This window comes from Kitasatospora sp. NPDC004531 (assembly GCF_053602195.1).
The window spans coordinates 20942-47004 of the sequence record NZ_JBSGDD010000062.1 but is presented as its reverse complement, the minus strand read 5'-3'; the positions used below and the strand labels follow the sequence as shown (position 1 = coordinate 47004).

Genomic DNA, 26063 nt, shown 5'->3' with positions numbered 1-26063 from the left:
GGAGCGCACGAGGCCGCTCCCGCCCGCGGCGGCACCGCTTCGCGCAGGTGACGGTACGTCACCGGTGCGACAAGTTCCGCAAACGCATCTCGATTGGGGAAAACTTCGGCGGCCTGCGCAGGATGCCCCGATCTGTCCGTTGAACGGCACCCGGCGGGGCCGCTAGCGTCGCGCACTCACAGCGCGTGTCCGACGGGGGTGCGCGGGGAGACCGGGAGCGCACGCCAGATGGCGATCCGTAAGTCCACCATGCAGGAGCAGGTCGCCGCGGCGATCGCCGCGATCGAGCCGAACGACCGCCCGGTGGTGACCTTCCACACCATTTCGGGTCCGAGCCCGTGGCTGATGAGCCAGCTCGGCCTGATCGGCCAGCTGTTCGTGAAGTACTACTTCGTCACGCTGACCCACCGGGTGGTCACCGTGCACCGCGCCTCGCGGATGAGCAACCGTCCGCAGGAACTGGTGCACGTCTTCCCGCTGGACCAGGCCCGCGCCTCGGTCACCGACGTCAACCGCGCCACCCTGTGGAGCTCGCTGAAGTTCCAGTTCCCGGGCGAGCCGAAGCCGACCCGGCTGAACATCGGCCGCTACTGGCGCAACGAGCTGGACACCTTCGTCAACGGCCTGTTCAGCGGCGGCCCGGCCGCCGCCCCGCAGGCCCCGGGCTTCCCGCCGCAGGCTCCGGGCGTCCCCCCGCAGGGGCAGCCCTACCCGCCGCAGGGGCAGCCGGCGTACCCGCCGCAGGGCCAGGCCTACCCGCAGCCGGGCCAGCCGGGCGCCAACCCGTACCAGAGCTGAGCAGCCGCCGCAGCGCCCGCCCGGAGGCCCGGGCGGGCGCTGCGTCGCGTCGGGGGGCCGGTCAGCGCAGGTGGGCGGCGACCCAGTCGGCGAGCAGCCGGGCGCAGCCGTCCACGGACTCCTGCCAGCTGAGCGCCGCGCCGTCGCCGGCCTCGTCGCTGACATGCTTGACCAGGCGGACGGGCAGCTGGGCGCGGCGGGCGACGGTGGCGATCGCGTAGCCCTCCATGTCCACCAGGTCGGCGGTGCGGGCGAGTTGCTCGCGGTCGGCGTCGGAGGAGACGAAGCGGTCGCCGGTGGCGAGCACCGGGCCGGCGGCGGCGAGCTCGATCGGGCCGTCCAGCGGGCGGCCGACCAGCTGCTCCAGCAGCGGGGTGTCCAGGTCGTGCTGGAGCACCCGGCCGATCTCGTGGGTGCCGGCCAGGCCGGTCCGCAGCGCCCCGGCGGTGCCCAGGTTGACCACCTCGGACGGCTTCGCGCCGCCCGCGAGCAGGCCGGCCAGCGCGGCCGCCGCGTTGACCTTGCCCATGCCGGTCAGCAGCACCGGCAGTGCGGCGTCCAGGTGGGCGGCCTCCTCGGGCAGCGCGAGGACGAGCAGCGGGCGGTCGGGGGCGACGGTTCCGATCAGGCGCATGACCGAAAGCTTACGAGGACCCGGAACCGGACGGCGGCGGCCGGGCGTCGCAGCGGGCGCGGACACCACGACCGGCGGCGGGGGAAGATCTCAACTACCGCTCAAGTCAGGTGTGCTGGAGGCCCGGGGCCGCCATACTGCGGGGTGACGGGGCGCGAGACCGGGGGACGTCGGAGGGGGAGGTCGGACGGTGACTGCACCGGCAGTGGCACAGGCGCAGGCGGGCCCGGCGGCGCCGCCGCCCGCGACGCGCGGACCGGGCCCGGTGGCGCGGCTGCGCCGGGCGGCGGCCACCGCGCCGGGGCGGCTGCGCACGGCGGGCGCGGTGCTGGCCGTCCTGGTGCTGCTGTTCGGCACGGTGGCGGTGTGGCAGTCCGCGCACCGCTCCCGGGCGGCCGGGCGGGTGGTGACGGGCAGCGGCCCGCTCAGCCAGGACGCCGCGGAGATCCACCGCCGGCTGGCGGACGCCGACGCGACCGCCGCGGCCGGCTTCCTGCTGGCCGGCGACGAGCCCGCCGAGGCCCGCGCCCGCTACCAGGACGACCTGGCGACGGCGGCGCAGCTGATCGCGGAGGCCGCCGGGCGCAGCGGCGGCTCGGCCGCCTCGCAGCGGGCGCTGGCCGAGCTCAACCGCCAACTGCCGCGCTACGCGGGCCTGGTGGAGACCGCGCGGGCGATCGACCGGCAGGGCCTGCCGCTCGGCGGGGCCTACCTGCGGTACGCCTCCGACCTGATGCAGGGCACCGTCCTGCCGCAGGCGCAGCGCCTCGCCGAGGCCGAGTCGGCCGGCCTGGACGCCGACTACGACGACGCCGGATCGGTGCCGTGGGCGGCGGCGGCGCTCGGCGTGCTCGCGCTGGGGGCGCTGGCCCGCTACCAGGTGGTGCTGTTCCGGCGCACCAACCGGGTGTTCAACCCGGGCCTGCTGGCGGGGTCGCTGGCGGTGCTGACCGCGCTGGTGTGGCTGCTGGCGGGCACCGCGACGACCGCCGCCGACCTGTCGCGCAGCCGGACGCAGGGCACCGGGCCGCTGCGCGACCTGGACCGGGTGCGGATCGCGGCGCTGCAGGCGCACACCGCGGAGAACCTGAACCTGGTGGCCCGCGGCGCCACCGACAAGTACCTCCGGCAGTGGGACGACCTCGCCCGGAAGCTCAACGCGGGCGAGCGCACCGACGGTTCGGTCGGCGCCCTGGCCGCGAACGGGCCGGGCGCGGCCGCCGGGCCGCTGGCCGAGGCCGGGGCCGCGTTCCGGCAGTGGCAGGAGCGGCACCAGGACGCCGCCGCGAAGGACTCGGCGGGCGACTACGAGGCGGCGCTGCGGGCGACGCTGACGGCGGGCGGCACGGACACGGCGGACGCCGCGTTCCGGGCCGCCGACGGGAAGTGGGCGGCCGCAGCGAAGGCCGAGCAGGAGGCGTTCGCGCGCTCGGCGGGCGGCCTGGACGGCGTACTGGCCGGGCAGGCGACGGCCGTCGGCGTGCTGTCCGTACTGGGCGCGGCCGCCGCGCTGCGCGGCATCGGCCGCCGACTGGCCGAGTACCGGTAGGAGGGGGACGAGGATGCGCACGGCAAGGTCACGGATCCTGGTGGCGGCCACGGTGCTGGCGGCCGGGCTGCTCGGCACCGGCAGCGCCGACGGCGCGGGCGGGCCCGCCCCGCAGGCGGCCCCGGCCGCCCCGGCGGCGCCCGCCGCGCCCGCGGACAGCTGCGACCCGACCCAGTCGCTGCCGCCCCGGCAGTCGGCCGGCGCGAAGATCGCCAAGATCCGCGAGCGCGGCACCCTGGTGGTCGGCGTCGACCAGAACAGCTACCACTGGGGCTTCCGCAACCCGCAGACCGGCCGGATCGAGGGCTTCGACCTGGACCTGGCGCACGCCATCGCCAAGTCGCTGCTCGGCGACCCGGAGAAGGTCACCCTGAAGACCGTGCCCACCGCCCGCCGGGTCGACGCGGTGAAGAACGGCGAGGTCGACCTGATCACCCGCACCATGACCATCAACTGCGAACGCAAGAAGGAGATCGCCTTCTCCGTCCCGTACTTCCGGGTCGCCCAGCGGGTGGTGGTCCCGAAGTCCGCGCACGCCAAGTCCCTCGACGAGGCGCTGAACGGCAAGCGGGCGTGCGTGGCGCAGACCTCCTCCTCGGAGGTCGAGCTGAAGCGCAACCCGCACGGCACCGTCTCGGTGGTCGCCCTGGAGAGCCAGCTGGACTGCCTGGTACGGATGCAGCTCGGCGAGGTGGACGCCACCTTGACGGACAGCGAGCTGGCTGCCGCGCAGGTCGCCCAGGACCCGCAGGTGGAGATGGTCGGCGACCCGATCCTGCCCGCCTGGATGGGGGTGGCGATGAACCAGAACGACACCGACCTGATCGCCTGGGTCAACCAGGTGCTCGCCGACCGGCGGGCCGACGGCAGCTGGCTGGCGTCCTACGACCGCTGGCTGCGCGACACCATGGGGGCCCCCGACCCGTACCTGCCGTGACCGCCCGGCGGGGGACCGCCGTCCGCCGCGCGCCGGGCGTCGGGGAGACTTGCCGCCGACGGGCCCGCCCTGGGGCCGACGACCCGTCACCACGAGTGTGGCCGAGAGGAGGAACCGCGATGGCCGGAGCGAACCGCCCGGTGATGAACCGTGAGCAGGTGGACCGCGCACTCGCCCGGCTGGGCGCCGAGCGCGACGCGGTCGAGGCGGCCCTGCTGGCGCTCCAGGACCACCCCGGGCTGCGGCTGCTGACCGGCGCCGAGCTCGCCGGGCGCACCCGTGAGCGCTGGGCGGTCGCCGAGGGCGGCCTGGCCCTGCTGTGGGCGCTGTTCGACCGGTACGCGGAGGCGCTGGCCTCGGCCCGCGCCGTGCGCTCGCGCCGCACCCGGCCCACCGCCGCCGAACTCGCCGAGCTCGGCGAGCTGCTGACCGGCCGCGCGGTCACCGTCTCGGGCGGGCGGCTCCCCGAGGCGGCCGGCCAACTCGGCGCGCCCGCCCGGCTGGTGGAGCGGGTCACGCTCGCCGAGCTGCTGGAACGGATGAACGGCTGGTACGGCGTGGTCGTCGAGGTGGTCGACGCCGTCGACGCGGTGTGGTCGGCGCTGCCCGCCCGGATCGACCTGCTGCTCGCCGAGCTCGGCCGGGTGCAGATGCTCGCGCTCTCCGTCGGCGTCCGCCCCGGCGCGCACCCGCTGGCGGACGACCTCGACCGGCTGGCCGGGCAGTTGACGGCGCTGCGGTCCGAGGTGCTGGCCGACCCGCTGGCGCTGTGGCGGCCCGGCCGGGTGCCCGCGCAGCGCGGCCGGGCCGGCCAGGACGCGGCCTGGGCCGCCCCGCGCGGCGCGGTCGACACCGCCGGCTTCGACCGGATGGGCCGCGCCCTGGACGACGTCCGGGTCGAGCTGGAGGGGCTGCTGCGGCTGCGCGACGAGTCGCACGAGCGCCTCCAGCAGGTCGCCGACCTGCTGCAGCGCGCCGACCTGACGCTCGCCGAGGCCCGCCGGGCGCGCGGCGAGGTGCTGGCGCGGATCGCCGCCACCGAGGTGCCCGCCGTGCCCGGCCCGGCGTCCGCGCTGCGCGAGGCGATCGGGCAGGCCGTGGACTACCAGCACACCGGCCAGTGGCACCGGCTCGGCCCGCTGCTGGACGCGCTGGAGGACGCCGCGGCCAAGGAGCTCGGCCGGGCCCGGCAGGCGCTCACCGAGGTCGCCCAGCCGCTGGCCGTCCGGGCCGAGCTGCGCGGGCGGCTGGAGGCGTACAAGGCGATGGCCGCCCGGCTCGGCCTGGCCGAGGACCCCGAGGTGGTCGAGCGTTTCGAGAAGGCCCGCTGGCTGCTCTGGAGCGCCCCGTGCGACCTGCGGGCCGGCGCGGAGGCGGTGGCCCGCTTCCAGCAGGTGCTGCGCGCCCCGGAACGGCAGCAGCCCGCACCGGAGACCGAGGACAGTGGCAGTGCCGAGGGGGAGGAAACCGATGGCTGAGGCGTGCGCCCGGGCGGGGTGCGACGGGGAGATCGACGGCGACGGGTACTGCACCGAGTGCGGGCTGGCCCCGGCCGCCACGACGGCCGCGGCTCCGGTCGCCGTGCCGTGCGCGCGTCCGGACTGCGCCGGGGAGATCGACGGCGACGGCTTCTGCACCGAGTGCGGGCTGGCCCCGGCCACCGGTGCCACTGCCACCGGCATCTCCGTCCCCGCCCCGCGCCGCGCCCCCGGCCCCGGCGAGCCCTGCGGCCGCCCCGACTGCGGCGGCGTCATCGACGCCGACGGCTACTGCGACGACTGCGGCCTGGCCGCCGAACCCGCGGCCGCCGGCTCCGTCCGCACCGGCTCGGCGTCCAGTTCAACAACAACTGGCTCGGCGACGGCCACCGCCGCGTGGTCCGGCCCGGCCCCGACCTCCTCGGGCCGCTCCCGCCCGCGCTCCGCCCGCACCGCCTCCGGCCGCTCCGTCTCGGTGCGCGGCTCCCGGGGCAGCACCGGCACCGGCCGCCGCGGCAACCTGGGCGCGGGCCTCGTCGCGGTGCCGCCGGTGCCCGCCGCCGACCCGTCGAAGGCCGTGCTGACCGACCCCGGGGTGCCCGAGAGCAAACGGTTCTGCTCGCGCTGCGACCACCCGGTGGGCCGCGAGAAGAACGGCGTCCCCGGCCGCCCGGAGGGCTTCTGCACCAAGTGCGGCACCCCGTACTCGTTCACCCCGAAGCTGGCCCGCGGCGACCTGGTCGGCGGCCAGTACGAGGTGATGGGCTGCCTCGCGCACGGCGGCCTCGGCTGGATCTACCTGGCGGTGGACCGCCGGGTCAACGACCGCTGGGTGGTGCTCAAGGGCCTGCTCGACACCGGCGACGAGGACGCGCTGGCGGTGGCGATCGCCGAACGCCGCTTCCTCGCCGAGGTCGACCACCCGAACATCGTCCGGATCATCAACTTCGTCGAGCACCCCGACGCCCGCACCGGCGACGCCGACGGCTACATCGTCATGGAGTACGTCGGCGGCCGGTCGCTCAAGGACATCGCCGGCGGGCGCCGCACCCCCGACGGCCGGCGCGCGCCGATGCCGGTCGAACAGGCCGCCGCGTACGCGCTGGAGGCGCTGCCCGCGCTCGGCTACCTGCACGCGCGCGGGCTGGTGTACTGCGACTTCAAGCCGGACAACGTGATCCAGTCCGACGACACCCTCAAGCTGATCGACCTCGGCGCGGTGCGCCGCCACGACGACGACGGGCCGATCTACGGCACCATCGGCTACCAGGCCCCGGAGATCGCCACCGACGGCCCCTCCCCCGCCTCCGACCTGTACACGGTGGGCCGCACGCTGGCCGTGCTGACCGTCGACTTCCCCGGCTGGAGCGGCCCCCGGCGGCACGAACTGCCCGGCCCGGACGAGGCCGAGGTGTTCGCCCGCTACGAGTCCTTCCACCGCTTCCTGCTGCGCGCCACCGACCCCGACCCGGCCCGCCGGTTCGCCTCCGCCGAGGAGATGGCCGGCCAGCTCACCGGCGTGCTGCGCGAGGTGCTCAGCCTCCAGGACGGCCGGCCCCGGCCCGCCGTCTCCACCCTGTTCGGCCCCGAACTGCGGGTGGTGGACGCCGAGTTCGGCGAGCAGCCGCCGAACGCCCGGGCCGCCGCGCTGGCGCTGCCGACGCCGTTGGTCGACCCCGCCGACCCGAACGCCGGCTTCCTGTCCGCGCTGCCCGCCCGCGACCCGGCCGAGGCGCTCACCGCGCTGGGCAGCGCCGCCGCCGACTCCCCGGAGCTGCGGCTGCGCACCGTCCGCACCCACCTGGAGCTCGCCGACGACGACAGCGCGGGCGAGGCGCTGGCCGCGCTGGAGGCCGAACACCCCGGCGACTGGCGGGTGGTGTGGCACCGCGGCCTGGCCGCACTCGCCGCCGACCGGGCCGAGGCCGCCGCCGAGGCCTTCGACGCCGTGTACGACGCCTTCCCGGGCGAGGCCGCGCCCAAGCTGGCGCTCGCGCTCTGCGCCGAACTCCTCGACGACACCGACCTGGCCGCCGCCCACTACGCGCTGGCCGGCTCCACCGACCGGTCCTTCGTCGGCGCCGCGTTCGGCCTGGCCCGGGTCCGGCTGCGGGCCGGCGACCGCCCCGGCGCGGTCGCCGCGCTGGAATCGGTGCCGGAGAGCTCCACCCACCACACCGCCGCCCGGATCGGCGCCGTCCGGGCCCGGCTGCGCGGCCGCGCCGCCACCGAGGCGCTGGCGGCCGAACTCTCCGACAGCGCCGACCAGCTGACCGCCCTCGCACTGGACGCCCGGCGGCGCGCCGAACTCGCCGCCGAGGTGCTGGAGACCGCCCTGGACTGGGTGCTCGCAGGGGCCGCCGGCAAGCCCGCCACGCTGACCTTGCTGGGACATCCCGCCGCGGAACGGGAACTGCGGCTCGCCCTGGAACACTCCTACCGGGTGTTGGCGCGGTTGACCGACCGCGCCGAGAAAAGGATCGAGTGGGTGGAACGGGCCAACCGGGCCCGCCCCCGGACGTGGGTGTGAACATGCCGCAGCAGAACGAGTGCCCGACCTGTGCCGAACCGCTGGGGCCCCAGGACGCCTTCTGCGGGGTCTGCGGCACCGCCCTGACCGGGCCGCCGACCCTCCGCGACCTGCCGGTGGTGCCCAGCTGCCCGCACTGCGGGTCCGCCGAGCTCGCCGACGGCTGGTGCCAGCAGTGCGGGCAGGCCCAGCCCCGCGAACGCGACCACCAGGAGCACCAGGTGACGGGCGTCGCGGCGGTCTCCGACCGCGGCCTGCGCCACCACCGCAACGAGGACGCGTTCGGCGTCGCCACCGCCGAGGGCCCCGACGGCACGCCCGCCGTGGTCGCCGTGGTCTGCGACGGCGTCTCCTCCTCCGCCCGCCCCGACGAGGCCTCCGCGACCGCCGTCACCGCCGCCACCGACTCGCTGGTCGCCGCGCTGAAGGCCGGCCGCGACCCCGGGCAGGCCATGCACGAGGCCATCGGCGCCGCCAACCGGGCCGTCACCGCGCTCGCCCACGACGGCACCCCCGCCGAACCCGGCCGCCACAACAACGCGCCCGCCTGCACCTACGTCAGCGCGGTCTCCACCGGCGGCCTGGTCACCATCGGCTGGGTCGGCGACACCCGCGCCTACTGGATCCCCGACGACCGCGAGTCCGCCGAGCCCTACCGCCTCACCGAGGACGACTCCTGGGCGGCCCGGATGGTCGCCGCCAAGCTGATGGACGAGGCCGAGGCGTACGCCGACCCGCGCGCCCACGCCATCACCGGCTGGCTCGGCGCCGACGCCGAGGACCTCGACCCGCACACCGTCAGCTTCACCCCGCACGTCCCCGGGGTGCTGCTGATCTGCACCGACGGCCTGTGGAACTACGCCGAGGCCGCCACCGACCTGGCGTTCTTCGTCCGCGCCGACGCCCGCGCCGAACCGCTGGCCGCAGCCCGCGCGCTGGTGACGTTCGCCGTCGAGCGCGGCGGCCACGACAACATCACCGTCGCCCTGCTGCCCATCGACCCGCGGGTCTCCCCCGCCGGCCACGACGACACCCTGCTCGACGTCCCGCTGCCGCGCGCCGCCGAGGACGGGGCCACCGTGCCGCTGCGCCAGGCCGCGCACTGACCCGTCCGCACCCGACCTCCGACCACTGACTTCTGACTTCCGACAGGAGCCCGCCGCATGGCCTCGTTGTCCAAGCCCGACGCACCGAGATTCGACGTCGACGTCTTCCAGAACGAGTACCTCGCCCAGGGCTCCCGGGAGGTCAACGCGATCGTCACCGTCACCGCGACCGGCGGCGGCACCTCCGGCGGGCGGCCGCTCGGCGCGGCCCCCGCGGCGGGCGCCGCCGTGGTGCTGGTGATCGACTGCTCGGGCTCGATGGAGCACCCGAACACCAAGATGCGCAACGCCCGGGAAGCCACCGCCGCCGCCATCGACACCCTGCGCGACGGCGTCGCCTTCGCCGTGGTGGCCGGCACCCACCAGGCGGTGGACGTCTTCCCCGGCAACGGCGCGCTCGCCGTCCTCGACCCGTACACCCGCGGCCACGCCAAGGAGGCGCTGCGCCGCCTCAAGCCGGCCGGCGGCACCGCGATCGGCACCTGGATCGACAAGGCCCGCCAGCTGTTCGACTCCCACCCGCAGGCCTCCATACGCCACGCCGTCCTGCTCACCGACGGCCGCAACGAGCACGAGAAGCCCGCCGACCTGCGGCGCGCCCTGGACGCGGCAACCGGCCTCTTCACCGCCGACTGCCGGGGCGTCGGCACCGACTGGGAGGTCGCCGAGCTGCGGAAGATCTCCTCCGCGCTGCTCGGCACCGTCGACATCGTCGCCGAACCCTCCGGCCTCGCCGAGGACTTCCGGGCCATGATGGCCGCCGCCATGGGCAAGCAGGTCGCCGACGTGGCACTGCGGGTGTGGACGCCCGCCAACGCCCGGGTGAAGTTCGTCAAGCAGGTCGCCCCGACCGTCGAGGACCTCACCGACCGCCGCACCGAGGCGGGGACGCGGGCCGGGGACTACCCGACCGGGTCGTGGGGCGACGAGTCGCGCGACTACCACGTGTGCGTGGAGGTCCCGGCCGCCGCCGTCGGCAACGAGATGCTGGCCGCCCGGATCAGCCTGGTGCTGCCGCAGCCCGACGGCGCCGCCGAGGTGCTCGGCCAGGGCCTGGTGCGCGCCGTGTGGACCGACGACCTGGCCTCCTCGACCCGGATCAACGCCCAGGTCGCGCACTACACCGGCCAGGCCGAACTCGCCGACTCCATCCGCGACGGCCTGGAGGCCCACCGGGCCGGCGACCTGGACCGCGCCACCGCCAAACTCGGCGCGGCCGTCCGCCTCGCCCACGCCGGAGGCAACGAGGGCACCCTCAAGCTGCTGGCGAAGGTGGTGGACGTGGTCGACGCGCGGGAGGGTACCGTTCGGTTCCGTAAGAACGTGAGCGAGGCCGACTCGATGACACTCGAGACCCGATCGACCAAGACCGTACGCGTGAAGAAGTGAGCCGGACACCCGGACCCGAACCTGCTGGAGTGTGGGGGACCTGATGCCGATCTGCCCTAGGGGACACGAGTCTCAGGCCGAGGACTGGTGCGACTACTGCGGTTTCCCGATGACCCCGCCGCCCGGCCTGGCGATCCCCGGCTTCCCGGCCGCCCCGGCCCAGCCCGGCGGCCCGGGCGCACCCGGCGCGCCCCAGCCCGGCGGCCCCGGCGGCCCCGGTGCGCCCCAGTCGCCGTACGGTGCTCCGCCGGCGGGCGGCGGCTTCCCGCCCGCCGGACCGGGCGGCACCCCGGCGGCCGGCACCCCGACCGGGGGCGGCGGCTACTTCGAGCCGCGCCGTCCCGCCACCCCGCCGGGCGGCACGCCCACCGGGCCCGCCGCCGGAGCGCCCGGCGCCCCCGGGGCCCCCGGCCCGTACGGTGCTCCGCCGCCGGCCGCGCCGCCCACCTCGGCGCTGAGCAGCTGCCCGATCTGCCGCACCCCGCAGACCGGCCGGTACTGCGAGGACTGCGGGTACGACTACAACCTGGCCACCTCGGCCCGCCCGCCGGGCGGCCCCGCCCCGGCCGGGTACCAGCCGCCGCCCGCCCCGCAGCCGGCCGGCGGCCCGCACGGACACCCCGAGCAGGGCCGCGCCCCGCAGCCCCCGCAGGCCGGGCAGCAGCACGGCTACGGCTTCCCGCCGCCCGGCGCGCAGCCGCCCGGCCCCCCGGCCCCGCCCGCCGGGTTCGAGCCGTCCGCGTTCGAGCCCGCCGCGCCCGCGCCGGCCGGCTTCGAGCGGCCGACGCCGTTCGAGCGCCCGCAGAGCCCGTACGAGCCGTACGAGCCGCAGTCCCCGTACGAGCGGCCGGGCTACCAGCAGCCCGGGCAGCCCGCCGGGTACCCGCCCGCGCCGGGCGCCGCGGGTGCGCCCTCGTTCGACAAGCAGCGTTCCGCGGGCTTCCCGGACGGCGACTACGAGCGCCCCGGCCCGGTGTACGCCGAGCCGTCCGGCCCGCAGCAGGGGCAGCAGCAGCGTCCCCCGCAGCAGAGCGGCGACGACTTCGGCACCTCGTTCCGGCTGACCCCGCCCGGGCAGCAGGGGCAGCCCGGCCCGCAGCAGGGCCACGGCGCGCCGCCGGCCGCCCCGCAGCGCACCGCCTGGGTCGCCGTGGTGGCCGCCGACCCCGACTACTTCAACGACATGATGGCGCGCAGCGGCCCGGAGGCGGCCGGGCTGGCGTTCCCGCCGTACACCCCGGAGCGGCGGATCCCGCTGACCGGCCGGGGCCAGCTGCGGATCGGGCGGCGCAGCCAGCAGCGCGGCACCGTGCCGGAGATCGACCTGTCGGTGTCGCCGGAGGACCCGGGCGCCTCGCACCAGCACGCGCTGCTCGCCGAACAGCCGGACGGCAGCTGGGTGGTGGTCGACCAGGACTCCACCAACGGCACCACCCTCAACGGCGGCCCGGACACCCTGCCGCCGCACACCGCGATCCCGCTGAGCGACGGCGACCGCATCCACATCGGCGCCTGGACCACCATCACGGTGCACCGCGCCTGACCTCCGACGGAGCGTCACCACCGGCCCGGCGACGGGGAGTTGATCCCCGGTCGCCGGGCCGAGGCGGGTACGACCGTCACCGGACCATCAATATTCGTACAAATGCCCTCGTCGGGGCCGTCGCAGCCCCTACGCTTCGCCCCATGACTGAAGCAATAACCGCGGACGGGATCCGGAAGCGGTACGGGGACGTCCAGGCTGTCGACGGGGTGTCCCTCTCCGTCGCCACTGGCGAGTTCTACGGCCTGCTCGGGCCGAACGGGGCGGGCAAGACCACCACGCTGGAGATCCTGGAGGGCATCCGGGAGGCCGACGAGGGGCGGGTCGAGCTGCTCGGCCTGTCGCCGTCGCCGCGCAACGCCAAGCTGCTGCCGCGCATCGGCGTGCAGTTCCAGGCGTCGGCGTTCTTCAACAAGCTGACCGCGCGCGAGACCATCCGCACCTTCGCGTCCTTCTACGGCATCGGCCCGAAGGCGGCGGACGCCATGCTGGAGCGGGTCGGCCTGACCGAGTCCGCGGGCGCGCTGACCGACAAGATGTCCGGCGGCCAGGCGCAGCGCCTGTCCATCGCCTGCGCCCTGGTGCACGACCCGGAGCTGGTGTTCCTCGACGAGCCGACCACCGGCCTCGACCCGCAGGCCCGCCGCAACCTGTGGGACCTGCTGCGCGACATCAACGCCGAGGGCCGCACGGTCGTCCTCACCACCCACTACCTGGACGAGGCGGAGATCCTCTGCGACCGCGTCTCGGTGATGGACCACGGCAAGGTGCTGAAGACCGGCGCGCCCGCCGCGCTGGTCCGCGAGATCGACGACACCGTCCGGATCCGGGTGGAATCCGGACTGCTGACCGCCGACCGCGCCCGCGAACTGCTCACCGCCGCCGGCGCCGTGTACTCCAACCTGGAGGACGACGGCACCACGCTGGCCCTGTCCACCCACGCGCCCGGGCCGGTGCTCGCCATGCTGGCCGAGGAGAACGCGCTGCGCGGCCTCGAAGTCCGCGGCGCCACCCTGGAGGACGTCTTCCTCCAGCTGACCGGACGGGAGTACCGGGCATGACCGCCACCGACCAGGCCCCCGCCTCCCCCGCGTCCCCCGCCGGCGGTGCGGGCGGCGGGTCCGGCAGCGCCGGCGGCCCGGAGAAGGCCAACGCCTTCGTCGGGCTGTCCCGGGTCATGCTGCTCGGCTTCGTCCGCGACAAGGGCACCCTGTTCTTCACCCTGGCGCTGCCGCTGATGTTCCTGGTGCTGTTCGGCGTCCTCTACAAGGGCGGCGGCACCTCGCACGTCAAGGTCGCCGAGGTCGGGCAGGTCAAGCTGCTCGACCAGTTGAAGGACCAGAAGGACGGCCCGCTGGCCGCCCTGGAGATCACCACCTTCAGCGACGAGGAGTCCGCGCTCACCAAGGTCAAGAAGGGCGAGCTGGACGGCCTGGTCACCGAGGGCCCCGACGGCCGGCTGGTGCTCCGCTTCAGCCAGGCCGACCAGGTCAAGGCCGGCACCGTGCAGGGCATCATGGGCGCCCTGGTGCAGGCCGCCAACCAGGAGGCGTCGCACGCCGCCCCGGCGTTCACCCTGGACGCCTCCAAGGTCGAGGACGACTCCACCAAGCCGATCCAGTACCTGACGCCCGGCCTGCTCGCCTACGCGATCGCCATGGGCGCCGTCTACGGCGCCTCGTTCACGCTGGTGACCTGGCGCAAGAAGCGGGTGCTGCGCCGCCTGCGGCTGGCGCCCATCTCGGCGGGCACCATCGTCGGCGCCCGGGTGCTGGTCAGCGTGATCGTGGCACTCGCCCAGACCGCGCTGTTCCTGCTGGTCGCGCAGCTCGACTTCTTCGGCCTCAAGCTCACCGGCAACTGGTGGCTGGTGATCCCGCTGGTGATCTGCGCCACCCTGGCCTTCATGGCGATCGGCCTGGTCACCGGCTCGCTGGCGAAGTCCGAGGAGTCGGCGAACGGCATGAACCAGCTGATCATCCTGCCGATGTCCTTCCTCGGCGGCGCGTTCATCCCGCTCGACTTCGCGCCGAACTGGCTGCAGGACGTCTCCCGGGCGCTGCCGCTGCGGTACCTGATCACCCCCGCCAAGTCGGTGCTCAGCCAGGGCGGCGGCCTGGCCGAGGCGCTGCCCGGCATGGGCATCCTGCTGGGCTTCACGGTGGTCCTGTCCGCCATCGCCTGGCGCTTCTTCAACTGGGACGACGCGTAGCCGCCGGACCGCCCTGCGACGGGGGTCGTACACCGAAAGTCCCGGTGTACGGCCCCTGTCGGCGTCTGCGACCATGGACAGGTGACTGACACCGGGCGCGACACCGCACAAGAGGAGACCGTGCCGCAGCAGACGGCCGCGGAGGAGAGCTTCTACGACCGCGTCGGCGGGGAGCAGACCTTCCGCCGGCTGGTCCACTTCTTCTACCAGGGCGTCGCCCAGGACGAGTTGCTGCGCCCGATGTACCCGGAGGAGGACCTCGGCCCCGCCGAGGAGCGCTTCGCGCTGTTCCTGATGCAGTACTGGGGCGGCCCGCGCACCTACAGCGAGCGCCGCGGCCACCCGCGCCTGCGGATGCGGCACGTCCCGTTCCGGGTCGACCGGGCCGCGCACGACGCCTGGCTGCGGCACATGCGCGCGGCCCTCGACCGGCTCGCGCTGCCCGCCGAGGACGACCGCGAGCTGTGGCACTACATGACGTACGCGGCCGCCTCGATGATCAACACGGCGGGCTGAGCGCACTCGGTCCGCCCCGGGCCGGGCGCGCCGTGGCCTTTGCCGTGGCGGGCTGATCGTCCCGTCAGCGCAGCGGGCTGAGGCCCAGGCCCGCACCGGGTGCGCCGCCGACCCGCAGGGCGACCGAGCCCGCCGGGGCGTCCAGCCGCAGCCAGGGGCCGGAGCGGTGGGCCTGCAGCGGGACGCCGGGGCGCAGGAAGCCGATGGCCTGGGCGGCGTGCGCGGCCCGCAGCGGCAGGCCCTCGGCGGCACCCAGCGGCCGGGACCAGATCTCGTCCGCCAGCGCGTCCACCGCCTGCCGGCTGCGGTGGTGCTCGGGCACCTCGGCGGTGCGCTGCTTGAACTCGGCGACGGCGGTGCGCACTTCGTCCAGCACCTGCTCGACCGGCGGCCGCCCGAGCGGCTGCCAGCCGGAGCGCGGCGGCAGCAGGCCGGCCCAGGACGGGCCGGTGACCGGGGCGGGCAGCGCCAGGGCGGCGCCCGGCTCGTCCACCGACTCCAGCAACTGCCCGGCGGAGACGGTCAGATCGGCGGCCGGCACCTCGCCGGTGAGTCGCACGGTGCGCACCGCGAGCACCGCGGAGCCGCCGAGCGGCAACCGCCCGAACACCGCCAGCACGCCGCCGCCGTCCGCGCCCGGCACCGCCTGCAGGCGGACCGCGGCGGCCCGGTCGAAGCGGAGCAGCCGGCCCAGGAAGGCGGCCAGGTCGGCGGCCTCCCCCTGGTCGGCGAGGTCGAGGCGGGGCTGCGCGGTCACCGGGGTTCAGCTCGATTCGTCAGTCGCGGCGGGCTCGTGGGGATGCGCGGGCCGGGGCCTGGGCCGTCAGGCGGCGCAGCCGGCGGGCTGCTCGTCCATGAAGCGGCCGAGGAACTCCCGCTCCACCGGGCTGATCCGGCGCGGGCGGCCCTCGGCGAGGTTGTAGGGGACGACCACGGTGGAGGCGGTGACGTAGACCGTCTCGGTGCCGTCCTCGGCGACGTCCTTGATCTCGTAGGAGACGGTCAGCGAGGCGCCGCCGATCTTCGTCACCCAGGTCTCGATGGTGACGGGTTCGGGGCGGTGCACCAGCGGCCGCTTGTAGTCGATCTCGTGGCGCGCCACCACGGAGCCGCCCGCGAACTCCCCGGCACCGGCCTCGGCGGCCTGGGTGAACATGAAGTCGATCCGGGCCTCCTCCAGGTAGCGCAGGAAGACCACGTTGTTCACGTGGCCGAAGGCGTCCATGTCCGACCACCGCAGGGGGCAGGCGTAGATGTGGCGTGCCACGGTGTTCTCCTCAGATCGGGTTGGCCCACAGGCAGCCTACGGGCCGCGGCCCGGCAGTCCGCCCCGAGGGGTGGGCTGCCGGGCCGCCGGTGCGGACCGCGGATCAGCCGCGGGTCAGCTTCTTGTAGGTCGCGCGGTGCGGGCGGGCCGCGTCGGCGCCCAGTCGCTCGATCTTGTTCTTCTCGTAGGACTCGAAGTTGCCCTCGAACCAGAACCACTTGCTGTCGCCCTCGTAGGCGAGGATGTGGGTGGCCACTCGGTCCAGGAACCAGCGGTCGTGGGAGATGACGACGGCGCAGCCGGGGAACTCCAGCAGCGCGTTCTCCAGCGAGGACAGCGTCTCGACGTCGAGGTCGTTGGTCGGCTCGTCGAGGAGCAGCAGGTTGCCGCCCTGCTTGAGGGTGAGCGCCAGGTTGAGGCGGTTGCGCTCACCGCCGGACAGCACGCCGGCCGGCTTCTGCTGGTCCGGGCCCTTGAAGCCGAACGCGGAGACGTACGCGCGGGACGGCATCTCGACCTGGCCGACGTTGATCCAGTCGAGGCCGTCGGAGACGACCTCCCACAGGGTCTTCTTCGGGTCGATGTTGGAGCGGGTCTGGTCGACGTAGCTGATCTTGACGGTCTCGCCGACCTTGACCTTGCCGCTGTCCGGGGTCTCCAGGTCCTGGAGCATCTTGAACAGGGTGGTCTTGCCCGCGCCGTTCGGGCCGATGATGCCGACGATGCCGTTGCGCGGCAGGGTGAAGCTCAGGTCGTCGATCAGGACCTTCTCGCCGAAGGCCTTGTTGAGGTGCTCGACCTCGATGACGACGCTGCCCAGGCGCGGGCCCGGCGGGATCTGGATCTCCTCGAAGTCCAGCTTCCGCATCTTGTCGGCCTCGGCCGCCATCTCCTCGTAACGGGCGAGGCGGGCCTTGGACTTGGCCTGGCGGCCCTTGGCGTTGGAGCGGACCCACTCCAGCTCTTCCTTGAGCCGCTTGGCGCGCTTGGCGTCCTTCTGGCCCTCGACCTTGAGACGGGTCTGCTTGGTCTCCAGGTAGGTGGAGTAGTTGCCCTCGTACGGGTAGGCGCGGCCGCGGTCGAGTTCGAGGATCCACTCGGCGACGTTGTCCAGGAAGTACCGGTCGTGGGTGACGGCGACGACGGTGCCGGGGTACTTCTCCAGGTGCTGCTCCAGCCAGTTCACCGACTCGGCGTCCAGGTGGTTGGTGGGCTCGTCGAGCAGCAGCAGGTCGGGCTGCTCCAGCAGCAGCTTGCACAGCGCCACGCGGCGCTTCTCGCCACCGGAGAGCTTGGTGACCGGCCAGTCGCCGGGCGGGCAGCCCAGCGCGTCCATGGCCTGCTCCAGCTGGGCGTCCAGGTCCCAGGCGTTGGCGTGGTCCAGGTCTTCCTGGAGCTTGCCCATCTCCTCCAGCAGGGCGTCCGAGTAGTCGGTCGCCATCAGCTCGGCGATCTCGTTGAACCGGTCGAGCTTGCCCTTGGTCTCCTTGACGCCGTCCTGGACGTTCTCCAGCACGGTCTTCGTCTCGTCCAGCGGCGGCTCCTGCTGGAGCATGCCGACGGTGAAGCCCGGCGAGAGGAAGGCGTCGCCGTTGGAGGGCTGGTCCAGTCCGGCCATCATCCGCAGCACGGTGGACTTGCCGGCGCCGTTGGGGCCGACGACGCCGATCTTCGCTCCGGGGAGGAAGGAGAGCGTCACGTCGTCAAGGATGACCTTGTCGCCGTGTGCCTTGCGCACCTTGCGCATGGTGTAGATGTATTCCGCCACGTGAGATCGCTCCGGCGTCGTCGTCGAGTAATCGGCTTGCAGCGTTCCATTGTGCCGTAAGGCCGGTGCCGCCCCGAACGCGCTTCGGGGCGCACGGCGACCGGTCGGGCCGCGGGCTGCGGGCGGCCCCCTGACGCGAACGGCCCCGCCCCCGTGGTGGTGGGGGCGGGGCCGCCCGTCCCCGGCGGTCGGCCGGGGACGGTCAGCGTGCGGGTCAGGCGCGGCTGTGGCGGCCGCGGCGACGCAGGCCGTAGACCGCGGCGGCACCGGCGAGGACCAGGACGCCGGCGATCGAGGCGGTGATACCGGTGCCCATGCCGCCACCGGTGGAGGCCAGCTCAGGGCCGCTGGAGCTGGGCGCCGGGGTGGTGGCCGGCGGCGGGGTGGCCTCGGTCTTGCAGTTCAGCACGCCCTTGAAGTTCTGCGAGAAGCCGCCCGGGCCGGTGACGGTGAAGTCGTAGGCGGTGTCCTCGGCGACCGGCAGGACGACGTCCTGGGTGGCGCCGGGCTTCACCGTGACGTCCTTGCCGCCGACGGTGAACTTCCAGTCCTGGTCGCCCTTGTTGGAGACGGTGAGGACCAGCGCGCCCTGGGTGCAGTCGACCTTGCCGGTGACGGCCGGGATCGGGCCGGTGGGCGCCCAGGCCAGCGTGGCCAGGGCGTTGACCTTGACCTTGTCGCTGCCGGCCAGGATCAGCGTCTGGCTGTGCTTGCCGTTGTCGTCGCCGACGAACGCGCGGCCCAGCTTGATCGGGGCGGTGGCGTCCGCGCTGATGGTGGCGGAGCCCGCGTTCGCACCGGCCGGGACCTTCGCGAACAGCTGGTCGCCGTTCTTGGCGGTCTTGACCGGGGCGCCGTTCTTGTCGACCAGGCTGACGCCCGCCTCGGTGCCCTTCTTGTCGAGGGCCACCGCGACGTCGGCGGCGCCGCCGCCGGTGGTGACGGTGATCGGGCCGAGGGTCTCGCCGCTCTTGCCGCCGACCGCGGCCGGGTTGAGGGCGAGGGACGGCTTGGGCTCCTCGGCGCCGCCCTTGGCCTCGGCCTGGGCGATCAGCCAGTTGATGAGCTGGGTGGTCTTCGGGAAGTCGCCGACCATCCGGACCGGAATGTTCGGGTCGGAGAAGTGCCAGATCGCGACCTGGGTGGCCGCACCGGCGTCGTTCTTGCTCAGGCCCTCGATGCCGGAGGCCTTGGACAGCGCGACCTCGTCGACGTTCGGGAAGGAGTTCTCGAGGATCCACTGGATCTTCGGGCCGGCCTTGGCCTTGACCTTGGCCGGCTGCGAGAGCGAGGTGGAGGCCCAGTCGGTCTCGTGGTACGTCGCCGTCTTGAGCGTCGGGTTGAGCAGGTCGATGCAGTAGACGTCCAGCGTGGACTCGGTGCCGGTCACCTTGAGGGTGAACGGACCGGCGGTGACGGGCTCCCAGTGACCCGGGCGGGTCTCGGACTCGATCCGCTCGCCGTACTTGACGTCGCCGTCCAGCTTCCCGGTCACGCCCGAGTTGCTGCCGGCCGCGGCGGCGGTGCCGGTGAGCAGCCCCGATCCGACCACCAGACTCGACGCGAGCATGACAGCTGCGATGCGGGAGACAGCCCGCCCCTGCTTGTGGAACATGTGCGATCCCTCCGGGCGGCGACGTGCCGTTGGCAACCCGCCCCCTGCAAAGCGGCACCCCCTGTGGCGCCGCTGCACGTGTGTGGACCAGACGCATCCTATTGACGCCGCGGGAGCACTCGGCGGCCGTAGCAAATCAGGACGATATCGTGGCTGTTTCGTTATCAAGGAGCGCACTGTCAACGGGAGTTGATGAGTCGACATAAAGTCACGGACCGCCGCCGCGGCAATCAGGATTGCACCGATCGGTGCCTCTCGTGCCCAGAATCCGTCAGTTCAGAACCTCCTCCGTCACATCCGAACCTCCCGGCCCCGCAGACCCGGCACCCCCACCGCCCGGGCCGCCCGCCGCCTCGCCCTCCCGGCGGGCCGCCACCGCCTTGACGATCCACTCCGGCACCGCCTCCTCCACCAGCCGCACCGCCCGCGACCCGCCCCGCGCCGGACCGGCGGGCCACTCGGCCCCCGAACCGCCCGGCGCCGCCCCCGACTTGGCCTCCACCGCCCGGGGCTCCACCGCGCGCTTGAAGAGCGCGGTGCCGCGGGTGAGGTCGTGGCCGACCGCGCGGGCGTCGATCTCCACCTCGGTGCGCCGATTGCTCTCCTCTCCCCACTCCCGCACCCGCAGCCTCCCGCTCACCACCAGCGGGTCTCCCTTGCTCACCGAGCCGACCAGATTGACCGCGAGCCGCCGCCAGGCCACCACCGTCACCCAGATGGTCTCGCCGTCCGACCAATCGCCGCGCTCCCGGTCGTAGCGCCGCTCGGTGGCGGCCAGCCGGAAACTGGCGACGGCCACCCCGCCGGCCGTCTCCCGGTACGTCACATTCGAGGCCGCATTGCCGACCATCGTCACCAGCGCGCCGTCCATTTCCTGCCTCCGTTCTCCGGCCGCCGCACCGGCCGGCCCGCTTTTCTCCGACGGGATTTCCGTCGCAGGCAGATCCTGCTCCGGACGGCGAATTCGGACCAGCGACTTCCCTTCCCCTGTGGAAAACTCGGCCCTGTGGAAAACCGGGATAACTCGGAAGAGTGAAAATACCGGTGATTTGCTGTTCGGAATCGATCACTTGAAGTGACAGGCCGGAGAACGTGTCCACGCCAAGAGCTGCCGTGCACCTGCGGGACACCCGGACGCCACCGGCGAAACCCCGAACGAGCGGGCGTCAACTCGCCCCGTCCATGTCATCCGCCCGAACGAACCCCAAAACTTGCCCCCACCCGTGGGCCGATGCGGGGGATTGCCGCGCCGAATGCATAACGGGTGGGGCGACAGCCCCGTAACGACTGCACAACGTCCGGCTCCAGGACGCCGCAGAGCGCTGCGCTTCAGGGCACTACCTGCGATTATCGGACCGCCCCGTGGAGGCCGACACACCTCTGTCCGGTCTTCGAAGTCCAGGGGGCGGAACTGAACACCCGTATCCTGTCCCGGAACATCCCGTCCGGTGCCAAGGCCCGGCAAGCGGGCCGACGTCACACCCCGGCCCCCATAGCTCAGCGGATAGAGCACCCGCCTTCTAAGCGGTAGGTCGCAGGTTCGAATCCTGCTGGGGGCACCTCGGAGCTCCGGCCCGGCAACCGCCCGGAAGCCGGACCCGCTCCCGTTCCGCCCCTCGCCGAAGCCCCGGCATCCTCCGAAAACCCCGCCGAAGCCCCGGCCCCGCCGCAGCCCGGCCCAGGCCCGGCCCTGGCCCGGCGCCCCCGTGCACCTATCCGTCCGCCCCGGGCCGCTCCCCCGCCACCAGTCCGGCCAGGAAGTCGTCCAGCAGCGCGCGCTGCCGCTCCGGCGGGAACTCGGCGGGCGCGAACAGCGCCTGCACCACCAACCCGAGCGCGAAGGACTGGGCCAGCGCGGCCAGGTCCGCGGCCGGCCGGTCGGCCGGGAGTTCGCCCAGTTCCTGTGCCTCGGCGCAGAGTTCGGTCATCCGCCGGCGCGCCCGCCGGTAGCGCTCGGCGTGCTCGGCGGTGAGGCCGGGGTCGGTGAGCGCGGCGTCCCAGGAGCCGACCCAGATCCGGTTGCCGGCGGCGCCCCGCTCGTCCAGCGGGAGGATGTCGAGCAGCGCGGCGCGCAGCAGCGTCAGCCCGCGGGCGCCGGCGGCCCGGGCCGTGGCGGGGCGGTGGCGTTCGGCGGCCTGCTGGTCGAGGACGTCCAGCGCGTGCGCCACCAGGGCCCGCTTGTTGGGGAAGTAGTGGGTGAGCAGCCCGGTGGAGGCGTCGAGTTCGGCGGCCACGGCGCGCAGGGTGAGTCCGCCGAAGCCGCGGGCGGCGAGCACCCGCCAGACCGCTTCGGAGACGTCCCGGCGGCGGGCTTCGTGATCTCCGCGGGCAGGTGGTGTCATGCGCGCTAGGGTACCTACCAAACGTTTGTTATGTATGTCGGACCACCGGAGGGGCCCATGTACACCGTCGCACTCGCCGAGGACGCCGAACTCCGCCCGCTGGAGCCGTGGCAGGCCGAGGAGTTCCTGGCCCACATGGACCGTGCCCGCGCCACCGTCGACCCGTTCATCCCGTGGGCGGGCATCAGCACCGACCTGGAGTCGGCCCGCGCCACCCTGCAGCGGTACGCCGACAAGCAGAGCGCCGACACCGGCCGGATCTACGGGATCTGGCTGGCCGGCACGCTGGTCGGCGGGGTGATGTTCGTCCGCTTCGAGACCAGGGACGGGGTGTGCGAGATCGGCGCGTGGACGGAGCCGGCCGGCCGCGGCCGGGGCCTGATCACCACCGCGGTCCGGCACCTGCTGGACTACGCGCTCGTCGAGCGCGGCCTGCACCGCGCCGAGTGGTGGAACTCCACGGTGAACCCGGCCAGCCGCGCGGTCGCCCGCCGCCTGGGCATGACCCTGGACGGCACGATGCGCCAGGCCACCCTGCACCACGGCAAGCGCCTGGACCTGGAGGTCTGGTCGATGCTGGCCCCCGAGTGGCGCTCCCGCGCTTGATCCGCGTCACATGGTGAACGCCCGGCGCGCTGTGGAAGGCTGACGGCCGAGTCCCCTTCCCCCGCCGCCCGGAGGCCGTGATGTCCGCGAGCACCGTCCCGCTCGACCGCCCCGGCCCCGGGGACGCCGAGCTGCCGACCGGCGTCGACGGCCTGCGCTGCTGGGTGGGCGCGGACCGGGTGGCGACGGTGCTGCTGGACCGGCCGGAGCGCCGCAACGCGGTGACCGCCGCGATGTGGCGGGCGCTGCCGGGCCTGCTGGCCGAGCTGGGCGGACGGGCCGACGTGCGGGCGCTGCTGCTGACGGGCGCGGGCGGAGCCTTCTCGGCGGGCGCGGACATCGCCGAACTCGCCGAGGTGTACGCCGACCCGGCCGCCGCCGACGCCTACCACGCGCTGAACGTGGCGGCGGAGGAGGCGCTGGCGGCCTTCCCCCGGCCGGCCCTGGCGGTGGTCCGGGGCGCCTGCGTGGGCGGCGGCTGCCAGCTGGCCGTCGCCTGCGACCTGCGCTTCGCCGCCGAGGACGCCCGACTGGGCATCACCCCGGCCAAGCTCGGCGTGGTCTACCCGGCGGTACCGACACTGCGCCTGGCCGCGCTGGTCGGCCCGGCCCGCGCCAAGTACCTGCTGTTCTCCGGCGAGTTGGTCCCGGCCGCCCGCGCGGAACGCTACGGCCTGCTGGACGAGGTCCTCCCCGCCGCCGAACTCGACACCCGCGCCCGCGAGTTCGCCCGCCTGCTCACCCACCGCTCCCCCCAGACCATCGGCGCGGCCAAAGCCGCCCTCGCCGCCGCCCCGCACCAGGCCCCCACCGCCCTCGCCCCCTGGGAACACGCCTCCCGCACCGCCCCGGACGTCCACGAGGGCCTGGCGGCATTCCTGGAACGCCGCGAACCGACGTTCTGAGCGGGAGCCTGCGCCCCGGGGGCGTTTGGGAGTGCCGCAGAATCTCCGGTTATCGGATCGTCACACTGCAAGTCCGGCCCGGCCGAAGGAGCACCATGTCCAGTCCCACCGTCGAGACCTCCTGGGCCTCCCGTATCAGCGACGGCGTGGAGCCGAAGAACGTGATCATCGCAGTGCTGCCGCTGATCGGCGTGGGCCGCTACGGATGGACGGGACTGGCGTGGGCAGCTTTCGCCGCACTGTTCGCCGCGGTGATACCGACCTGGTTCATCGCTCGCGGCGTGCGCCGGGGCAGCATCGAGGACCGGCACGTCGGGCAGCGCCGGCGGCGGCTGGTGGTGATCCCGTTCATCATGGGATCGGTCCTGGTCAGCCTGGTGACGATGGTGTTCCTGGACGCCCCGGCAGACATGACGGCGATGGTGCTGGCGATGTTCGCCTCGCTGGTGCCGATCATGGTGATCACGGTGTGGTGGAAGGTCTCGGTGCACACCGCCGTGCTCAGCGGCGCGATCGTCTGCACCGCGATCGCACTCGGGCCGTGGTGGCTGCTCCTGCTGCCTGCCGTGGCGCTGGTGGGGTGGTCCCGCGTGGTGCTGCGGGACCACACCCCGGCCCAGACGGTGGTCGGCGCACTGGTGGGGGCAGCCACCGCCGGGCTCGCTTTCTGGGCTGCCCGCTGACGGGCTCTGCGCCGACGGCGGAGGTCAGCGGATGGGGGCGCCCGAGATGGCGCGGGCGATGACCAGGCGCTGGATCTCGCTGGTGCCCTCGAAGACGGTGTAGATCGCGCTGTCGCGGTGCATCCGCTCGACCGGGTACTCGCGGGTGAAGCCGTTGCCGCCGAGGATCTGCATGGCCTGCGCGGTGACGAACTTGGCCGTCTCGCCCGCGTACAGCTTGGACATCGAGCCCTCGGCGCTGGTGAACGGCTGGTTGTTGACGGCCATCCAGGAGGCCCGCCAGACCAGCAGCCGGGCGGCGTCGATGCGGGTCTTCATGTCGGCCAGCTGGAAGGCGACGCCCTGGTTCTCGATGATCGGCCGGCCGAACTGCACCCGGGTCTTGGCGTAGTCGAGGGCGACCTCGTACGCGGCGCGGGCGATGCCGATGGCCTGGGCGCCGACGGCGGGCCGGGACGCCTCGAAGGTGGCCATCGCGGCGTTCTTGCCGCCGCCCTTGGCGCCCTCGCGGGCCCGGGCGAGGCGGGCGTCGAGCTTCTCCTTGCCGCCGAGCAGGCAGTGGCCGGGGATGCGGACGTCGTCCAGGACGACCTCGGCGGTGTGCGAGGCGCGGATGCCGTGCTTCTTGAACTTCTGGCCCTGGCTGAGTCCCTTGGTGCCGGGCGGTATCAGGAAGGACGCCTGCCCGCGCGCGCCGAGCTCGGGGTCGACGGTGGCGACGACCACGTGGACGTGCGCGATGCCGCCGTTGGTGGCCCAGGTCTTGGTGCCGTTGAGCACCCACTCGTCCTTGGCCTCGTCGTAGACGGCCCGGGTGCGCAGCGCGGAGACGTCGGAGCCGGCGTCGGGCTCGGAGGAGCAGAACGCGGCGACCTTGACGTCGTCGGGGGTGCCGAACATCTGCGGCGCCCAGGTGCCGATCTGCTCGTCGGTGCCGTTGGCGAGCACCGCGACGGCGGCCAGGGTGGTGCCGGTGATGGCCAGGCCGATGCCGGCGTCGCCCCAGAAGAGCTCCTCCATGGCGATCGGGATGCCGACGCCGGACGGGTCGAAGAACTGCTGGGCGTAGAAGTCGAGCGAGTAGATGCCGAGTTTCGCGGCTTCCTGGATGATCGGCCAGGGCGTCTCCTCGCGCTCGTCCCACTCGGCGGCGGCCGGGCGGATCACATCGGCGGCGAAGCCGTGCAGCCAGTCGCGGACGGCGATCTGGTCCGGCCCGGGGTCGAGCGAGAAGGTGGTCATGGTCGGCCTCCAGGAGACGGGAGTGCGGGCCGGAGCGTCCGCGCCACTGCGCTGTTACCTCCGGTAACATGGCGGCGAGTCTGCTACCGATAGGTAACCGGTGTCAACGCCCGATCAAGCCCCACCCGCACGAGGAGCAGCGCATGACCACCGAACCCCGCCGCGAACAACTGCTCAACGCCGCCGACCGGGTCGTCCAGCGCGAGGGCCCGGGCGCCAGCATGAACGCCATCGCCGCCGAGGCGGGCATCACCAAGCCCATCCTGTACCGGCACTTCGGCGACCGGAACGGCCTGATCGGGGCCTTGACGGCCCGTCACACCACCGGGCTGCTGGCCGCCGTGCGCGCCGCCCTCAACGAGCCGCTGGAGCGCCGCGACCGGGTCGAGCACGTGCTGGACGTCTACCTGGCCGCGATCGAGTCCCGCCCGCAGGTGTACCGGCTGCTCACCCACCCCGAACCCGGCGACCCCACCGGCGCGGGCAACGCGCTGGCGCCCGCGCTGCGGCAGATCGCCGAGGAGATCACCCGCGCCATCCAGCAGCAGATCGACCTCGGCCAGGACGGGCCGCTGCTCTCCGAGGCCTGGGGCCGCTCGATCACCGGCATGGTGCTGGCGGCCGGCGACTGGTGGCTGGAGACCCGCCCCTGCCCGCGCGCCCGGATGGTGCAAGCGCTCGCCGACCTGCTGTGGGGCCGGCTCTCCGCTGCCGCCGACCTGCCGCCGATGCTCGCCGTCCCGGAGGCCCGGCCCGAAGCCCGACCCGAAGCGCGGCCCGAACCCCGCCCGGAGGCCTAACCGAAGCCCGACCCGAAGCGCGGCCCGAACCCCGCCCGGAGGCCTGACCGAAGCCCGACCCGAAGCGCGGCCCGAACCCCGCCCGGAGGCCTGACCGAAGCCCGACCCGAAGCGCGGCCCGAACCCCGCCCGGAGGCCTGACC

Annotated in this window: 23 protein-coding genes and 1 tRNA gene; 16 read left to right on the top strand and 8 right to left on the bottom strand. The window is 74.2% G+C overall.

The window, feature by feature from the left end:
* Positions 1 to 228 precede the first annotated feature (228 nt).
* Entirely contained in the window at positions 229 to 798 is a 570-nt protein-coding gene (locus ACWEMJ_RS23250; RefSeq protein WP_452139025.1) for a hypothetical protein, read from the top strand.
* Positions 799 to 859: 61 nt separating this feature from the next.
* On the opposite strand, the gene ACWEMJ_RS23245 is transcribed toward ACWEMJ_RS23250, so the two are convergent.
* Positions 860 to 1432: a nucleosidase gene (locus ACWEMJ_RS23245; RefSeq protein ID WP_452139024.1), complete on the bottom strand. Its 573-nt coding sequence runs from the start codon at positions 1430 to 1432 to the stop codon at positions 860 to 862.
* 190 nt (positions 1433 to 1622) lie between these two features.
* Here ACWEMJ_RS23245 and ACWEMJ_RS23240 point away from each other — a divergent pair, with 190 nt between their 5' ends.
* From ACWEMJ_RS23240 to ACWEMJ_RS23195, 10 genes are all read left to right on the top strand, one after another.
* Positions 1623 to 2981: a hypothetical protein gene (locus ACWEMJ_RS23240; RefSeq protein WP_452139023.1), complete on the top strand. Its 1359-nt coding sequence runs from the start codon at positions 1623 to 1625 to the stop codon at positions 2979 to 2981.
* 13 nt (positions 2982 to 2994) lie between these two features.
* Complete coding sequence (locus ACWEMJ_RS23235) at positions 2995 to 3918, top strand: glutamate ABC transporter substrate-binding protein (protein WP_452139022.1); 924 nt, start codon at positions 2995 to 2997, stop codon at positions 3916 to 3918.
* A 119-nt stretch (positions 3919 to 4037) separates the two neighbouring features.
* Positions 4038 to 5396 (top strand): hypothetical protein, encoded by a 1359-nt coding sequence (locus ACWEMJ_RS23230; protein ID WP_452139021.1) that lies wholly within the window; start codon positions 4038 to 4040, stop codon positions 5394 to 5396.
* Positions 5389 to 7926: a tetratricopeptide repeat protein gene (locus ACWEMJ_RS23225; protein ID WP_452139020.1), complete on the top strand. Its 2538-nt coding sequence runs from the start codon at positions 5389 to 5391 to the stop codon at positions 7924 to 7926. Before ACWEMJ_RS23230 ends, ACWEMJ_RS23225 begins: the two co-directional genes overlap by 8 nt.
* 2 nt (positions 7927 to 7928) lie before the next feature.
* Positions 7929 to 9032, top strand: coding sequence for a PP2C family serine/threonine-protein phosphatase (locus ACWEMJ_RS23220; protein WP_452139019.1), 1104 nt, complete (start codon positions 7929 to 7931; stop codon positions 9030 to 9032).
* A gap of 57 nt (positions 9033 to 9089) precedes the next feature.
* A complete protein-coding gene (locus ACWEMJ_RS23215) occupies positions 9090 to 10421 on the top strand; it encodes a VWA domain-containing protein (RefSeq protein WP_452139018.1) in 1332 nt (443 codons plus the stop codon).
* Between the two features lie 109 nt (positions 10422 to 10530).
* Positions 10531 to 11964 carry an FHA domain-containing protein gene (locus tag ACWEMJ_RS23210; protein WP_452139017.1) on the top strand — a complete coding sequence of 478 codons (1434 nt, stop codon included), beginning with the start codon at positions 10531 to 10533 and terminating at the stop codon, positions 11962 to 11964.
* Positions 11965 to 12107: 143 nt separating this feature from the next.
* The gene (locus ACWEMJ_RS23205) at positions 12108 to 13025 is read left to right on the top strand and encodes an ABC transporter ATP-binding protein (protein ID WP_452139016.1); all 918 of its coding nucleotides are present in this window, start codon (positions 12108 to 12110) and stop codon (positions 13023 to 13025) included.
* Positions 13022 to 14176: an ABC transporter permease gene (locus ACWEMJ_RS23200; RefSeq protein WP_452139015.1), complete on the top strand. Its 1155-nt coding sequence runs from the start codon at positions 13022 to 13024 to the stop codon at positions 14174 to 14176. The genes ACWEMJ_RS23205 and ACWEMJ_RS23200 overlap by 4 nt, the downstream gene beginning before the upstream one ends.
* 81 nt (positions 14177 to 14257) lie before the next feature.
* Entirely contained in the window at positions 14258 to 14692 is a 435-nt protein-coding gene (locus ACWEMJ_RS23195) for a globin (protein WP_452139014.1), read from the top strand.
* A gap of 64 nt (positions 14693 to 14756) precedes the next feature.
* On the opposite strand, the gene ACWEMJ_RS23190 is transcribed toward ACWEMJ_RS23195, so the two are convergent.
* The 5 genes from ACWEMJ_RS23190 to ssb all read right to left on the bottom strand — a co-directional run bounded on the left by ACWEMJ_RS23190 (position 14757) and on the right by ssb (position 20213).
* Positions 14757 to 15449: a hypothetical protein gene (locus tag ACWEMJ_RS23190; protein WP_452139013.1), complete on the bottom strand. Its 693-nt coding sequence runs from the start codon at positions 15447 to 15449 to the stop codon at positions 14757 to 14759.
* 66 nt (positions 15450 to 15515) lie between these two features.
* Complete coding sequence (locus ACWEMJ_RS23185) at positions 15516 to 15959, bottom strand: acyl-CoA thioesterase (RefSeq protein ID WP_452139012.1); 444 nt, start codon at positions 15957 to 15959, stop codon at positions 15516 to 15518.
* A 103-nt stretch (positions 15960 to 16062) separates the two neighbouring features.
* The gene (gene ettA, locus ACWEMJ_RS23180; RefSeq protein WP_035866907.1) at positions 16063 to 17727 is read right to left on the bottom strand and encodes an energy-dependent translational throttle protein EttA; all 1665 of its coding nucleotides are present in this window, start codon (positions 17725 to 17727) and stop codon (positions 16063 to 16065) included.
* A 214-nt stretch (positions 17728 to 17941) separates the two neighbouring features.
* Entirely contained in the window at positions 17942 to 19342 is a 1401-nt protein-coding gene (locus ACWEMJ_RS23175; RefSeq protein ID WP_452139011.1) for a Cys-Gln thioester bond-forming surface protein, read from the bottom strand.
* Between the two features lie 271 nt (positions 19343 to 19613).
* On the bottom strand, positions 19614 to 20213 hold the full coding sequence (gene ssb, locus ACWEMJ_RS23170) for a single-stranded DNA-binding protein (RefSeq protein WP_452139010.1): 600 nt from the start codon (positions 20211 to 20213) through the stop codon (positions 19614 to 19616).
* Positions 20214 to 20828: 615 nt separating this feature from the next.
* On the opposite strand from ssb, the gene ACWEMJ_RS23165 reads away from it, so the two are divergent.
* A tRNA-Arg gene (locus tag ACWEMJ_RS23165) sits at positions 20829 to 20901 on the top strand.
* A 153-nt stretch (positions 20902 to 21054) separates the two neighbouring features.
* Here ACWEMJ_RS23165 and ACWEMJ_RS23160 read toward each other — a convergent pair.
* Entirely contained in the window at positions 21055 to 21684 is a 630-nt protein-coding gene (locus ACWEMJ_RS23160) for a TetR/AcrR family transcriptional regulator (protein WP_452139009.1), read from the bottom strand.
* Between the two features lie 57 nt (positions 21685 to 21741).
* Between ACWEMJ_RS23160 and ACWEMJ_RS23155 the strand changes: the two genes are divergently transcribed.
* The 3 genes from ACWEMJ_RS23155 (at position 21742) to ACWEMJ_RS23145 (ending at position 23878) form a co-directional block, all read left to right on the top strand.
* The gene (locus ACWEMJ_RS23155) at positions 21742 to 22290 is read left to right on the top strand and encodes a GNAT family N-acetyltransferase (RefSeq protein WP_452139008.1); all 549 of its coding nucleotides are present in this window, start codon (positions 21742 to 21744) and stop codon (positions 22288 to 22290) included.
* A gap of 80 nt (positions 22291 to 22370) precedes the next feature.
* Complete coding sequence (locus ACWEMJ_RS23150; protein WP_452139007.1) at positions 22371 to 23195, top strand: enoyl-CoA hydratase/isomerase family protein; 825 nt, start codon at positions 22371 to 22373, stop codon at positions 23193 to 23195.
* A gap of 95 nt (positions 23196 to 23290) precedes the next feature.
* Positions 23291 to 23878 carry a hypothetical protein gene (locus ACWEMJ_RS23145; protein ID WP_452139006.1) on the top strand — a complete coding sequence of 196 codons (588 nt, stop codon included), beginning with the start codon at positions 23291 to 23293 and terminating at the stop codon, positions 23876 to 23878.
* Positions 23879 to 23902: 24 nt separating this feature from the next.
* Here the strand turns inward: ACWEMJ_RS23145 and ACWEMJ_RS23140 are convergent, their stop codons facing one another.
* The gene (locus tag ACWEMJ_RS23140; RefSeq protein WP_452139005.1) at positions 23903 to 25120 is read right to left on the bottom strand and encodes an acyl-CoA dehydrogenase family protein; all 1218 of its coding nucleotides are present in this window, start codon (positions 25118 to 25120) and stop codon (positions 23903 to 23905) included.
* 143 nt (positions 25121 to 25263) lie between these two features.
* Between ACWEMJ_RS23140 and ACWEMJ_RS23135 the strand changes: the two genes are divergently transcribed.
* Complete coding sequence (locus ACWEMJ_RS23135) at positions 25264 to 25920, top strand: TetR family transcriptional regulator (RefSeq protein WP_452139004.1); 657 nt, start codon at positions 25264 to 25266, stop codon at positions 25918 to 25920.
* Positions 25921 to 26063 lie beyond the last annotated feature (143 nt).

Excerpts from the sequence above, each read along its gene's own strand:
- ACWEMJ_RS23220 (WP_452139019.1), top strand. The coding sequence starts at position 7,929 with ATGCCGCAGCAGAACGAGTGCCCGACCTGTGCCGAACCGCTGGGGCCC.
- ACWEMJ_RS23235 (WP_452139022.1), top strand. The coding sequence starts at position 2,995 with ATGCGCACGGCAAGGTCACGGATCCTGGTGGCGGCCACGGTGCTGGCG.
- ACWEMJ_RS23230 (WP_452139021.1), top strand. The coding sequence starts at position 4,038 with ATGGCCGGAGCGAACCGCCCGGTGATGAACCGTGAGCAGGTGGACCGC.
- ACWEMJ_RS23205 (WP_452139016.1), top strand. The coding sequence starts at position 12,108 with ATGACTGAAGCAATAACCGCGGACGGGATCCGGAAGCGGTACGGGGAC.
- ACWEMJ_RS23245 (WP_452139024.1), bottom strand. The coding sequence starts at position 1,432 with ATGCGCCTGATCGGAACCGTCGCCCCCGACCGCCCGCTGCTCGTCCTC.
- ACWEMJ_RS23150 (WP_452139007.1), top strand. The coding sequence starts at position 22,371 with ATGTCCGCGAGCACCGTCCCGCTCGACCGCCCCGGCCCCGGGGACGCC.
- ACWEMJ_RS23250 (WP_452139025.1), top strand. The coding sequence starts at position 229 with ATGGCGATCCGTAAGTCCACCATGCAGGAGCAGGTCGCCGCGGCGATC.
- ACWEMJ_RS23135 (WP_452139004.1), top strand. The coding sequence starts at position 25,264 with ATGACCACCGAACCCCGCCGCGAACAACTGCTCAACGCCGCCGACCGG.
- ACWEMJ_RS23175 (WP_452139011.1), bottom strand. The coding sequence starts at position 19,342 with ATGTTCCACAAGCAGGGGCGGGCTGTCTCCCGCATCGCAGCTGTCATG.
- ACWEMJ_RS23145 (WP_452139006.1), top strand. The coding sequence starts at position 23,291 with ATGTCCAGTCCCACCGTCGAGACCTCCTGGGCCTCCCGTATCAGCGAC.
- ACWEMJ_RS23140 (WP_452139005.1), bottom strand. The coding sequence starts at position 25,120 with ATGACCACCTTCTCGCTCGACCCCGGGCCGGACCAGATCGCCGTCCGC.
- ACWEMJ_RS23215 (WP_452139018.1), top strand. The coding sequence starts at position 9,090 with ATGGCCTCGTTGTCCAAGCCCGACGCACCGAGATTCGACGTCGACGTC.
- ACWEMJ_RS23225 (WP_452139020.1), top strand. The coding sequence starts at position 5,389 with ATGGCTGAGGCGTGCGCCCGGGCGGGGTGCGACGGGGAGATCGACGGC.
- ssb (WP_452139010.1), bottom strand. The coding sequence starts at position 20,213 with ATGGACGGCGCGCTGGTGACGATGGTCGGCAATGCGGCCTCGAATGTG.
- ACWEMJ_RS23210 (WP_452139017.1), top strand. The coding sequence starts at position 10,531 with ATGACCCCGCCGCCCGGCCTGGCGATCCCCGGCTTCCCGGCCGCCCCG.
- ACWEMJ_RS23200 (WP_452139015.1), top strand. The coding sequence starts at position 13,022 with ATGACCGCCACCGACCAGGCCCCCGCCTCCCCCGCGTCCCCCGCCGGC.
- ACWEMJ_RS23160 (WP_452139009.1), bottom strand. The coding sequence starts at position 21,684 with ATGACACCACCTGCCCGCGGAGATCACGAAGCCCGCCGCCGGGACGTC.
- ACWEMJ_RS23155 (WP_452139008.1), top strand. The coding sequence starts at position 21,742 with ATGTACACCGTCGCACTCGCCGAGGACGCCGAACTCCGCCCGCTGGAG.